At 72.6% G+C, this 11,508-nt stretch carries 14 protein-coding genes; 8 read left to right on the top strand and 6 right to left on the bottom strand.

The features are described from left to right. Window positions 1-102: 102 nt before the first annotated feature. The 4 genes from BS75_RS39485 to BS75_RS39470 all read right to left on the bottom strand — a co-directional run bounded on the left by BS75_RS39485 (window position 103) and on the right by BS75_RS39470 (window position 3,313). The gene (locus BS75_RS39485) at window positions 103-675 is read right to left on the bottom strand and encodes a hypothetical protein (RefSeq protein ID WP_152646020.1); all 573 of its coding nucleotides are present in this window, start codon (window positions 673-675) and stop codon (window positions 103-105) included. A 415-nt stretch (window positions 676-1,090) separates the two neighbouring features. After that, entirely contained in the window at window positions 1,091-1,792 is a 702-nt protein-coding gene (locus BS75_RS39480; protein ID WP_034091658.1) for a hypothetical protein, read from the bottom strand. Window positions 1,793-1,900: 108 nt separating this feature from the next. After that, window positions 1,901-2,455, bottom strand: a complete 555-nt coding sequence (gene cyaB / locus BS75_RS39475; protein WP_034091657.1) for a class IV adenylate cyclase — start codon at window positions 2,453-2,455, stop codon at window positions 1,901-1,903. 15 nt (window positions 2,456-2,470) lie between these two features. After that, window positions 2,471-3,313, bottom strand: coding sequence for a helix-turn-helix domain-containing protein (locus tag BS75_RS39470; protein WP_034091656.1), 843 nt, complete (start codon window positions 3,311-3,313; stop codon window positions 2,471-2,473). A 205-nt stretch (window positions 3,314-3,518) separates the two neighbouring features. On the opposite strand from BS75_RS39470, the gene BS75_RS51760 reads away from it, so the two are divergent. The 6 genes from BS75_RS51760 (at window position 3,519) to BS75_RS39445 (ending at window position 7,304) form a co-directional block, all read left to right on the top strand. Further along, the gene (locus BS75_RS51760; RefSeq protein ID WP_267970500.1) at window positions 3,519-3,644 is read left to right on the top strand and encodes a hypothetical protein; all 126 of its coding nucleotides are present in this window, start codon (window positions 3,519-3,521) and stop codon (window positions 3,642-3,644) included. Further along, window positions 3,641-3,838 carry a hypothetical protein gene (locus tag BS75_RS39465; protein WP_034091655.1) on the top strand — a complete coding sequence of 66 codons (198 nt, stop codon included), beginning with the start codon at window positions 3,641-3,643 and terminating at the stop codon, window positions 3,836-3,838. The genes BS75_RS51760 and BS75_RS39465 overlap by 4 nt, the downstream gene beginning before the upstream one ends. Then, the gene (locus tag BS75_RS39460; RefSeq protein ID WP_034091654.1) at window positions 3,835-4,056 is read left to right on the top strand and encodes a hypothetical protein; all 222 of its coding nucleotides are present in this window, start codon (window positions 3,835-3,837) and stop codon (window positions 4,054-4,056) included. The genes BS75_RS39465 and BS75_RS39460 overlap by 4 nt, the downstream gene beginning before the upstream one ends. Window positions 4,057-5,027: 971 nt before the next feature. Continuing rightward, window positions 5,028-5,984 (top strand): aKG-HExxH-type peptide beta-hydroxylase, encoded by a 957-nt coding sequence (locus tag BS75_RS39455; RefSeq protein WP_034091653.1) that lies wholly within the window; start codon window positions 5,028-5,030, stop codon window positions 5,982-5,984. Further along, window positions 5,981-7,099, top strand: a complete 1,119-nt coding sequence (locus tag BS75_RS39450) for a YcaO-like family protein (RefSeq protein WP_034091652.1) — start codon at window positions 5,981-5,983, stop codon at window positions 7,097-7,099. The genes BS75_RS39455 and BS75_RS39450 overlap by 4 nt, the downstream gene beginning before the upstream one ends. 7 nt (window positions 7,100-7,106) lie before the next feature. Further along, the gene (locus tag BS75_RS39445) at window positions 7,107-7,304 is read left to right on the top strand and encodes a hypothetical protein (protein ID WP_034091651.1); all 198 of its coding nucleotides are present in this window, start codon (window positions 7,107-7,109) and stop codon (window positions 7,302-7,304) included. 36 nt (window positions 7,305-7,340) lie between these two features. On the opposite strand, the gene BS75_RS39440 is transcribed toward BS75_RS39445, so the two are convergent. After that, complete coding sequence (locus tag BS75_RS39440) at window positions 7,341-8,102, bottom strand: dienelactone hydrolase family protein (protein WP_034091650.1); 762 nt, start codon at window positions 8,100-8,102, stop codon at window positions 7,341-7,343. Between the two features lie 184 nt (window positions 8,103-8,286). Here BS75_RS39440 and BS75_RS39435 point away from each other — a divergent pair, with 184 nt between their 5' ends. Together BS75_RS39435 and BS75_RS39430 are read left to right on the top strand one after the other, a co-directional pair. Then, complete coding sequence (locus tag BS75_RS39435; protein ID WP_034091649.1) at window positions 8,287-9,690, top strand: mycothione reductase; 1,404 nt, start codon at window positions 8,287-8,289, stop codon at window positions 9,688-9,690. Between the two features lie 188 nt (window positions 9,691-9,878). Further along, window positions 9,879-10,394 carry a putative immunity protein gene (locus BS75_RS39430; protein WP_034091648.1) on the top strand — a complete coding sequence of 172 codons (516 nt, stop codon included), beginning with the start codon at window positions 9,879-9,881 and terminating at the stop codon, window positions 10,392-10,394. A 24-nt stretch (window positions 10,395-10,418) separates the two neighbouring features. On the opposite strand, the gene BS75_RS39425 is transcribed toward BS75_RS39430, so the two are convergent. Then, window positions 10,419-11,372, bottom strand: a complete 954-nt coding sequence (locus BS75_RS39425) for a GntR family transcriptional regulator (protein WP_034091647.1) — start codon at window positions 11,370-11,372, stop codon at window positions 10,419-10,421. Between the last annotated feature and the right edge of the window lie 136 nt (window positions 11,373-11,508).

Genomic DNA, 11,508 nt, shown 5'->3' with positions numbered 1-11,508 from the left:
GGCCCGGTCGGCGCATCCGCCCCGCTGGATCCCGTCCAGCGGGGCGGACTGCTGCACCGGGGAGGTTCGGGAGCGGATCAGGGCACGGGCCGGTGCAGGGTGTCACCCCGCGTGAAGCTGGGCCACGTTCACGGTCAGGGCCGCCGGGGGCTCCTGGAAGGCCACGGGCCGGCCGTAGTCGCTGAAGGTGGTGCCGCCCGGCCCGCCGCTCCGGATCACGTAGGGAGTGCCTTCGGCGGCGATGAAGGTGTCGGCCGTCCCCTTGCCGTTGGGCAGGACGTCGACGGTGGGCACGCCGTCGACGGTCGCCCTGCCCAACTTGGTCGACGACTGGTCGTCCTCGTCCGGGATGGCCAGCTCCAGCACCCCCGACTGGCACAGGTCCTTCTGGTACTCGTCGGTGACCATGGAGACATCGGCGAAGTGCGGATCGGTCGTGGGGCCCTTGAGGTACTTGCCGGCCAGCATCGCGGCTGCCGCAGGCCCGAACTCGGCCCGCGCGAACGCGGCGTCGGGCCTGATCCAGGTCGTGCCGCCGGAGACCACGACCTCGGCCGAGCCCCGCCCCGCTATCGTGACCTCGCCGGTGCAGTGGCCGGCCCGGTCCCAGGACAGGCGGGCGGAACGGTGCAGCGGCTCGGGGTCGGACGGGTCGGGAACGTAGCTGAAGGCCATGGTGAACGATGAGACCCGCGCCCCGGCCGCCCTGGCCCGCTGGAGGATGTCCCCCGCCGACAGGTCCGCCGTCGCCGTCGGCTCCGACGAGGCGGATGCCGAGCCGGGGGCGCCGGCGTGCCGCGCGACAGTGCTTCCGCACCCGACGACTCCTGCTACGGCCAGGCAGGCCACTGTCCCGACGCACACTCCGGTGAACCGCATCCGGAACCCCCACCCCTCGTCACGCTGATCGTCCGAGCCCCGGGGATCCGGCCGCCACGGGCCCGACAGCCGTCCGCGGCGCAGGCACGCCCTACCGTCCCACGACCCTCTCCCGGATCGATCACCGGGACAACCCGCGCCTCGGGTGCCCGCACCCCGCCGATCGGCTGGAGTTCGGACCCGGGGAAGGCGCTCGGCCCGCCGGCTCACGTCAGCCGGAGGCCAGGACCCAGGTGAGCAGGATGCCCGCGAGGGCGTACGCCATCGGCGCGAAGACGCTCGCCAGGAAGTCGCCCAGCCCGCGGCGGAACACCTCGTCCTTGGCCGGCGCGGTCAGCCCGAGCCGGATGCGCGCCGCCCCGGAGATCCGGACGGTGCCGGGATCCGCCGCGAGCAGCGCGGCGATCTGCGCCAGGGCCTTCTCGTCGTCGACCCGCAACCGCACCCCGCGACCGTCGGTGACGATCAGCTGGTCCAGCCACTGGCCCCGCCCGGCCGCCCGGTGGAACCGGTCGACCCGGGTGAGCGAGGCCAGGTCCACCGTGCGTGGGCCGGACACCGTTCTGGCCGTCAGCAGACTCCCGCCGGGGCCGTGGCACACGGTGCGCCCGGTGCTGCGCAGCAGCGGGATCCCCAGCCCGAGCGCCAGGCCGGCGAACGCGCCCGCCACCGGCGCCCCGGACCGGATCTCCCCGCCTCGTTCGAGCACCGCCGGCAGCACCACCCCCACTCCCAGCACCAGGGAGAGGAGCACCGCGTACCCCAGCCGGTCGCGCCTCAGGCTCACCGCGGCGGGTATCCCCTCCGGACCGGCCTTCGCCAGCAGCGCCTCGTCCCGGGGGTCGGGCGGGGCGACGGCCGCCGTTCCCCGGCCCGGCTGCGGTTTCCTCCTGCGCTGCGCCCTACTGCTCATCCGCCCCGTCCCTCCGCGTCCCCCGGCCCACTGCGTCGATCATGCTAGCTAGCGCGGTGCGGCGGTCGGGGGTCCTGCTCGACCTCGGCCAGGACCCCCGGGAGCGCCCTATCGGCGTGCCGCGACCGCGTCTGTGTAGAGCTCGTTCGTCAGATCATCGTCATTGACACCAAGCTCCCGAAGCACAGCGCGGACGTCATCGAGGGCGGCGGACAGATCCGAGTCGTCCTTCACCATCGTCTCCAGCTCCAGGAATGTGCCGTCGAGCTCCGGGACGCGCGCCAGTGTCGCCAGCATCGGCCGGCCCGCAGCGCGGAACTCGTAGTTCCGGCAGCGCTTGCTGAACGCGATCGACGGGGCATATCCGAGACCGCGCAGCAGCGCGTGGACCGCCTCCGGATTCTCGACGACCGTCTCGTGCTCGGGCTTCGACCCGGTCACCTTGTCCACCCGAGACCCCTTGTAGGTGAGCACCGACCTGGTCGCGTCCGGTCCATGGACGGTGCGCACCCGCAACTCACGGTCGTCACGCCCGAGGACGCCGTCAGCAGTGTCGTAGTACGTGTCCTCATAGACCTCGGCGCGGCCCTTCGCACGGGTTTCCAGTGCGGCCATGACGCGCTCCGGATCGCGGACGAGGGCCTTGACCTCTGCCTCGATCATCCCTGACTGCTCCCCTCAGACCATACGGCTGCTGGCGGCGATCATTGAGTCGAACATCCGACGGAACCCCCGGAACAAGGGGCCCGCCGGCGTCGCCATGATCTTGTATACGGCGGAGTCGTGCCCTTCCCAGCCCGCGTCGAACGCAGACAGGTACAGGGCCGCGTCCAGCCTGACGATGCGCCATGTTGGTAGGCCACCGTAGCGGTACACCTGCATGTCGCAAACGGCGACGAGTTCCCGCAGCTTGGATTCGGTCAGACGGATGCCCGAGGCGAGTGAGTCTGCGGACTCGCCGATCTCTGCCGCACGGACACCCGCCGACCGGGACTCGGGGTCCAGGAGGAGGACGCGCACTGTCGGCGGCTGGTCCACCCGTACGAGAGATGCTCTCAGGAGCGAGTCATTCAGTCCTAGGAGCCCGAGGCCGCGTACGGCCAGCACGTCGATCTGTTCGGCAGTTCGGGCCTGGCGCTGGATCTCCGCTGCGGCACTGGCCTGCGCCGCATAGACACGGACGACCTCGGGGAAGGCGGCTAGGTCGAACGCGGCACCGCCGACATGACGCTCCCGCTGGGCTGCAAGCCCGAGAAGGTGACGCGCGTCGTCGGGCATGGCCAGGCCATCGGCGATGCGCTCGTACACGTCGAGCCTGGAGACTTCCCGGCGCCCGTTGATGATCTCGTTCACGCGCCCCTGGGTCATGCCGCACGCCACCGCGATCCGGGCCTGGCTGTGGCCGAACTGCTGAACGTGGCGAAAGGTTGCTGCGATGTCGCGGGCGCGCAGGGCCTTGCGGAGGCCTGCGTTCTGCCACGCCCAGTCGGGGAGTTCGATGGGCACCAGTGTGGTCGACATGACCTTCCCTATGTGCGCTGCACCTGAATGCATCTCACGGTGAGATTACCGCTCGGGTATCGGCCTATGACGGTGAGTCACGCAAATCTGGTGAGGTCAGCCACCGAGAGGCCAGCCCGTGGATACAACGATTGACCAGTCGAGGCCGAATCTGTCGCCCTCCCAAGACTTCCGCGTCCGAGTCGCCCGCAACGATCTGAACCGTGTGCGTGGCCGTGACCTGTCCGCCGCCCCCGCGTCCGAGCTGCAGTTGGAGATCGGGGCACTCGTGTCCTCGCTCTACAGCGTCCTGCAGGTTGTCGAGGACCTCGCCGTCGAGGGGGAGACATGATCCCCTACGCCGAGCACCGGCCGGAGACGGTCCCCGTGGCCGTCTGGGTGGAGTACGTGAAGCTGATGACCGCCGCCGGCTACGGCAAACTGACGCCGCCCGGGGTGGCGCGGCTCGACTCGATCTACGCGGCCTCGCCGCAGATCCTCGTCGCCGGCCGGGATCTGGAGTTCGGGCCGAGGTGTGTCGCATGACCGAGCACCCGGTGGTGGCCGCCGACGCCGTGCCTGCGATGAGCAGCCCGGAGATAGCGCCGGGTCTGTGCTGCGAGTGCGGCGAGCACACCGACCACGGCCGAGTGCTCGGCAGCGTCGACCAGGCGTCCGGGCCCGGCTGGACGGTGCTGATCTGCCCGTCCTGCGACCTGAAGCCGAAGCCACGCCCCGGCCGGGGACAGAACCGGTCGCTCTGAGGACTGCCGTCCGGGCAGACCAAGCCCCCCTCGGCGGCTGCTCGGACGGCATTGGGCCGGCCCTCCCGTCTCCCTGGGTGTAGGCAGCGACGGGACGGCCACCAGCCGGGTGCCGGGCCCTTCCGGGCTGGCCTCCGCGCAGGACCCGGCACCCATGGCCCCGGCCGACGTCCAAGCATCCGCGGCGGCCGGCTGCGACCGGCGGGTGGAGTCGATCACGAAGTGTCCAGGAGCGGCGCTGGTGCACACGCCCGAACCGATGCAGCGACCGCAGTCGACGTCGAGCCTCCAGTCACTCGCCATGCGCTTCCCCCCCTTCGGACGGATTCGAGTCGTCGACCGGCCTGACCTCGTACGGCGTCCGAACATCAATTCCCAGACGAACTGTTGACTATGGATGCCCTCTTTTTCCGGGGCGGAAAAAGGTGCCTGGTGGCCGTGTGACACAAGGTGCGTCCGTCCTCAAATTATCTTCCCGTCGAGCGTGCGAAAAGTCCGTCCCATCCGGCCAATCTCGCCCGTGCTCGAACCCCGACGCCTTGGCCGGAACCGGCAGTCGGCGAACCCCGCGCCCGGTCGGCGTCACCCGGAACCGCTTTCCCCTCCGCTGGAACCACCGCGAATCAGCCGATTCCGCCCCGGCTCGGGCTCCGCCGACAAGGCGCATTCCGGACTCCACCATCTCGTCCAGTACACGTCATAAGCGGCCACCCGCCCCTGGCGGCGACCAGTTCCATAACGGACGATGGCACTGTCGGCGGCTCCCACCGAGCACGGTGGGGCCGGTGAGGTGAAGGGAGTCCTCAATGAATGAGGAAATCGAGCAGCTCACGGAAGAGGACCTGCCCGAGCTCGCGCTGATGGTGGATCTCCCCTCGCGCGACTAGGACCTGACGGCGCGACCGAACTCCGTACGGCGAGCCCTTCCGGTCCGCCGCACGTCACTGCCCGAACCCGCCGGGAGGGGGAGCATGCACGTCGAACCGGATGCGACGGAGGCCGTCGAGGACCGGACACAGTTGCTGCGGCGCATCCGCGGCGTGCTCGAACGGGCGGAGTTGGCGCCGCCCGGCAGCGACGCCCTCCGGCACCCGGCGGCGGTCGAGGCGGCCCACTTCGCCCAGCGGGCACTGCGGTCGGGTCCCCTCTCCCCGGAGCAGCGGCGGGTACTGACGGCCCGTCTGGAACGCTTGTCACCGCCCGCCTTCGGACCGACCGACCCGCAGCAGCACCTGGTCCGCAGTGTGGCCCGCGCACTGCGGTCCGTTCCGACGCGCCTGGGCGAGGACGGGCAGCCGGCCACCGCCGAGGTCGCCGTCTGGCGGGAGTCGGAGCGGGAGGCGCTGGCCCGGGCCGTCGGGCTGCTGACCCGGGTCTGGCCCGAGGCGGCCGCAGAGGTCAGCGAGACGGTCGCCGAGGTCGCGCTGCTGCGGGGCGACGCGATCGACGGCTTCACCGACTTCACCGTGCACGGCGCCGTCCTGGTGAACCGGTCCCGGCTGACCGCCGACGCCGCCGGGCTGCCCGGCCCGGTGCGATTCGCCGAGGCGCTGGTGCACGAGGGCACCCACACCAGGTGCAACGCGGCGGCCCTGACGGATCCGTTCCTGCTCCCCGAAGAGCCCCGGGAAGCGGGCTCGGACGCTTCGGGCCGACGCGGCGTCCTGTTGGTCGCGACCCCGCTGCGGGCCGACCCGCGGCCGCTGACCGGGCTGTTCCAGCAGACCGTGGTGCTGGCCCGCAGCGTGCTGCTGTACCGGCGGCTGGTGCACCTGGACCCGGACCCGGTGGTCGGCGCCCGGCACGAACGGCTGCTCGGCTCCGCACGGCAGGCGGTGGACACCCTGGGCACCCATACCGAGCTGCTGACCGCGCACGGGATCCGGCTGCTCAGGGAGTGCGCGGGCGTACTCGGAGCGCACGAGTGACGGCGTGGGCGCCCCAGGTGTTCGCGCCCTACCCGGAGCAGCCGGGCCTGCTGTTCGCCCGGGTGGCCGCCCGCTCGGCGGCGTTCGACCGGACCAGCGCGGCCGGAGGTGAGCCGGTGCTGGTCGGCAGCGCCGTGGGACACGACCGGGTCCAGGTGGCCCTGAGTGCGCGCGGCGAACTGCTGGAGCGGCTGGGAAACGTGATGGCGGGTCGGGAGGCCGAGGCCGCCGCCGAGACCGTCGGCACCCGCGAGGAACTGCACCGCAGGGGGGTTCGCACCCTCGAACCCGAACTGCGCGCCGACGCCAGACGGCTGTGGGTGCGCGGTCGGACGGTCCGGGGGGCGGAGGTCTTCGTCCCGGCGGGGTCCGCCTTCCTCCAGCACCGGCCCCCAGCCGGATGCGAAGCCCCGGAGGCGGTCGGCTCCACCGGCGTCGCCGCCCACCCCGATCTGGCGTCGGCGGCCCGGCACGCGGCCTGGGAGCTGCTCGAACGCGACCTGGTCCGGCGCAGCTGGTACCGGATCGCCGACCGGCCGCCCAGTCTGGTCCCACTGGCTCCGACGGAGCCGCTGGCCGACCACCTCCGGGTCCAGGGGCTGGTGGCGACGGCGTTCACGGTTCCCGCCCCGGCCGGGACCGCCTGCGCCGTCGTCTGTCTGCACCGGCCGGACGGCACCGGCCAGGCGTTCGGCGCCGGCTGCGGGCCGGCGGACACCCTCGGAGCCCTGGTCGAGAAGGCGGCCTACGAGGCCGTCATGGTCCGCTGGAGCATGGGGACCCAGGTCGCCCGCCGGGCCTGGGACCAGTGGCGCGGCGCGGACCTGCCGACCACCGCCGTCCAGCACGCGCTGTGGACCTACCACCGCCAGGACAGCCTGCGGCTGTGGGACGTGCGGCCCGCCGCCGAGGACCCGCCGGCGACCGGCGGGCGGACCGTGCGGAGCGACCCGCTGGACGTCCTGGCCGAGCACACCGGCCGGGAGGTGGTCCTGGTCGAGACCACCGCTGCGCCCGCCCGGGAGGCAGGGGTGCACGTGGTGCGCGTGCTCGCTCCCGGAACCCTTCCGCTGCCCTCCGGCGGCGGGCCCGGTCACCCCCACCCCTTCGGTTAGGAGCCCCATGAACGCCGATGCCCCGGCCTCCCGCCGCACCGGCGACGTCACGCACTCCCGGGCGGACAACGCCCGGCTGCGCTCCCTGTTCCCCGAGGTCGAGCCGACCCCGCTGCGCGAAGGCCTGGAGCAGACCGTCCAGTGGTTCCGCACCAGCGGTCAGTGGTCCACTTCGGGGACGGCGTCGGGACGGCCCGGGGGCTGAACCCGGGCCGCCCCGACCGGCGGGCCCAGCGCGCGGTCAGCCGCGCAGCGTGCGGCCGAACAGGTCGAGCAGCGCCGCCCAGTGACGCTCCGTCGCCTCCGCGTCGAACTCGGAGGTGTCGGACTGGGTGTAGCCGTGGCCCGCCCCCTGGTACACCTCGCTGCGATGGGCGACGCCGGCCTCGGTGAGGGCCTTGTCCAGGCGCTCCTGCTGCTCGGGCGGCATCGACTGGTCCTGGTCGGCGTGGCCGAAGTACGCCTCCGCCGTCATCGTGGCAGCCGCCAGGTGCGGGCTGTCGGGCTGGTCGGTGGCCAGCCGCCCGCCGTGGAACCCGCCGACCGCGGCCACCCGGTCCGGGTAGGCGCCCGCGGTGTACAGGGCGAGCCGGGCGCCCATGCAGTAGCCGGTGATGCCGACCGGCCCCTCGGCGACCTCCGGGCGGTCGGCGAGCCAGCCGAGGTAGGCGTGCGCGTCGGCGACCAGCAGATCCGGTGTCAGGCCCTGCATCAGCGGCATCAGCTGCCCGAACAGCTCGCCGCGGTTCTCGTGGTCGATGAACGCGGGGAGCTGCACCACCGGGGCGCGGCCCTCGCGGTAGAAGACGTTGGGCACCAGGACGGCGTAGCCCTCGGCGGCCAGCCGGTCGGCCATCGCGTTCAGCGCCGGCCGCGGCCCGAACGCGTCCTGGTAGAGCACCACCGCCGGGTGGCGTCCGTCGCCCTCGGGGTGGACGAAGTACGCATCCGCCGTGCCGTCCTGGGTCGGGATTTCGACAGTGCTGCCGTGTACGGCCGTCATGTCCGGGTCCTGCCTTCGTGTGGGTTGGAATTCCGCATCCCACCCTCTCACCAAGCAGAGCCCCGAGTTCAATCACCCCGGCGCGATCGTCGGGCCACGCCGACCCCTGCGGGCCTGGCAGGATCGGCTCCGGAGCGGGCGGAGCACCACCGCCGCCTCCGCCAGCAGAAAGGGATTCCCCATCATGGACCAGCACTTCGATCTCGTCGTCGTCGGCTCCGGCTCCGGCAACTCTGTCGTCGACGAACGGTTCGCGGACTGGAAGGTGGCCATCGTCGAGAAGGGCGTCGGCCCGCTCGGCAGCTACGGCGGCACCTGCCTCAACGTCGGCTGCATCCCGACCAAGATGTTCGTGCACACCGCGGACACCGCCGACGCGCCGAAGCACGGCGCGGCCCTGGGCGTCGACCTGGCTCTCCGCGGCGTCGACTGGCCCGCCGTGCGCGACCGGATCTTCGGCCGCATCGACCCCATCGCGGCCGGCGGCGAGCGCTACCGCGCCACGGGGAGCGAGAACGTCACTCTCTACCGGGGCGCCGCCCGTTTCACCGGCGAGCGCCGACTGACCGTCGAGACGGCCGAGGGGCCCACCACGATCACTGCCGACCGGGTCGTGGTGGCGGTCGGCAGTCGCCCGGACATCCCCGACGTCCCGGGCCTGGAGCCGGGCATCGGCTACCACACCAGTGACACCGTCATGCGGATGGAGCGGCTGCCGCGCCGGATGGCCGTCCTGGGCTCGGGCTTCGTCGCCGCCGAGATGGCCCACGTGTTCTCCGCCCTGGGCGTCGACATCACGCTGATCGCCCGGGGCGGCGTGCTGCTGCGGCACGAGGACCTGGACGTGGCACGACGGTTCACCGAGCTGGCGCGGGCCGGCTGGGACGTCCGTCTGAACCGCAAGCTGTCGGGCATCGCCCGGGCGGGGGACGAGCTGGTTCTCGACCTGGAGGGCCCCGGGGGTCGGGAGGCGCTGGAAACCGACGAGCTGCTGGTGGCCACCGGCCGCCGGCCCAACTCCGACCTCGTGGACGCCGCCGCCGGCGGGCTCGCACTGCACCCGGACGGCCGCATCGTCGTGGACGGTCGGCAGGAGACATCGGTCCCCGGGGTCTGGGCCCTCGGTGACGTCTCCTCCCCGTGGCAGCTCAAGCACGTCGCGAACCACGAGGCGCGCACCGTCCAGCACAACCTGCTGCATCCGGAGGATCCCTGGACCTCCGACCACCGCTACGTCCCCCACGCGGTCTTCTCCTCGCCCAGGATCGCCTCGGTGGGGCTGACCGAGCAGCAGGCCCAGGCCCTCGGCCGGACCTATGTGTCCTCGACCCAGGACTACAGCCGGATCGCCTACGGCTGGGCCATGGAGGACACCACCAGCTTCGCGAAGATCCTGGCGGACCCCGCCACCGGCGAACTGCTCGGCGCGCACATCATCGGCCCCGAGGCTCCGACGCTGATCCAGACCCTGATCCAGGCCATGTCGTTCGGTCTGGACGCCCGCTCCATGGCCAGGAGGCAGTACTGGATTCACCCGGCCATGCCCGAGGTGATCGAGAACGCCCTGCTCGACCTCGCGCTCGACTGACGGCACCCCGTACGGGGTGCCGTCCGGCACGGCGGCTGGAGCAGCGGATGGGGCCGCCACCTCGGCGTCGACCGGTCCCCTCCCACCGCCGCGGCGCGGCCCGCGGTGGCGAGGGTGTGAAACTCTGGCTCCACAGCCCGACGTTGAACCCCCTCGCCGGGCGTGGGCAGCCGACCCCCGGGAACACCATGATCCTCCCCAAAGAGCGCGACCCCCGCTTCACCACCATCCGCCGTGGGGGAACGCTCACGGACGCCGACCACCGGCTCCTCGCCCTGTGGGCTGCCGGGTGCGCGGAGCACGTTCTGCACCTCTTCGAGTCGGCGCAGCCCTCGGACCCGCGGCCCCGCGCGGCGATCGAGCAGGTTCGGGCCTGGGCGCGCGGCGAGATCGCAATGTCCCGGTCCCGGGCGGCGGGTGGCCACGCCATGGCTGCGGCACGGGAGTTGACCGGAGCCGCGCGGCACGCCGGGTACGCTGCCGGCCAAGCGGCGGTGGTGGCGCACGTCGCCGCCCACGAGCTGGGCGCCGCGGCCTACGCGATCAAGGCCGTGCGTGCGACCGCCCCCGGACCGGAGGGTGCGGGCGCCGGCCGGGTCGAGTGCCGTTGGCAGCGGGAGCAGCTCCCGGCGGCGATTCGCGAACTCGTCCTGGACGACCAGCGGTTGCGGAACGAGATCTGCTGGTCGGCCTTCGACTGCTGACGGGCGTGACGGGCGTGACGGGCGTCAGTTGGGACGCAGGGCCTGGAGTCCGCCGGCCCGGAAGCGCGCGCACCAGGCGGTGACCTGGGCGATGGACAGGCCCAGTTGGCGGGCGGTCGCGGGCACGCTGTGCTCCTGGCTCAGCAGGATGAGGCAGGCACGGAGGGCGAGGGCGCCGTGCCGGGGGCCCGGTAGTGCCCAGGCCTCCAACCAGGCGCGTTCGACCGGACTCAGCGACCGGCCCAGGGCGCATTCGGCCGAGTGGCCGGAGTCGGCGGTCGCGTGTCCGGAGTCCGCGGGCAGGAGGTAGGTGGTGTGGGTCTGGATGCGGCCGTACTGGTCGCGCAGCGACCGGGCCGCTGCCCCCCCGGCGCCGACGGGTACCGGTTGCAGCAGGACGCGGGCGCGGGCGGCCCATCGGGGCAGGTCCTGGAGGCTGGCCGGGATGCCGCGGCCGCCCAGCCCGTGGAGGGCGGTGCGGAGGCGTCCGAGCTGTGGCACCAGCCGCACCAGATCCGGGGCCAGGCAGGTGCGGGACGTCTGCAGCACCCTTCCCTGATGGCCGAGCAGTTGCTCGTGGTAGACGAGGCTGGCCTCGCCGGGCCGCGCGGCGAGCAGCGCGGACTCCTCGGGCTCCAGGGAGTGCTGCTGGAGCCAGGAGGTGGCGACGGCGGACTCGTCCGGGTCGATGACCACACCGGGGAAGGCCGGCGCCGGGCGGACCGGGGCCTTCGGCTCGGGCTCCCCTTCGGCGCCCCCGGGCGGGAGCGGATAGGTGCCCATCCGGTCGCCCCGGACCAGGCCCTGATCGGCCAGCCGGTCGAGCGCCGCGCGCACGGTCAGGCGGTTGACCTGGAACTGGCGGGCCAGTTCCCGCTCGGAGGGCAGATTGCGCCCGGGCGGGAACTGACCCTGCGTGATACGGCGGCTGAGGTTCTGGGCGACGCGCTCGAAGGCGTGCCGCTGCGGACAGTGCATATCGGACATGCTGAAGAGACCCCCACGATCGCTTCGCGTAATTACTTGACTGCGCACCGACACTATAATGGATTGGTCTGGACCAATAGGTGGAAAGGGGGAGAACCTGGGCGACCCGGTCGCCGGGCCGCCTCGA

This window comes from Streptacidiphilus albus JL83 (assembly GCF_000744705.1).
Classification (GTDB): domain Bacteria; phylum Actinomycetota; class Actinomycetes; order Streptomycetales; family Streptomycetaceae; genus Streptacidiphilus; species Streptacidiphilus albus.
This window is presented reverse-complemented; position numbering and strand designations above follow the sequence as displayed.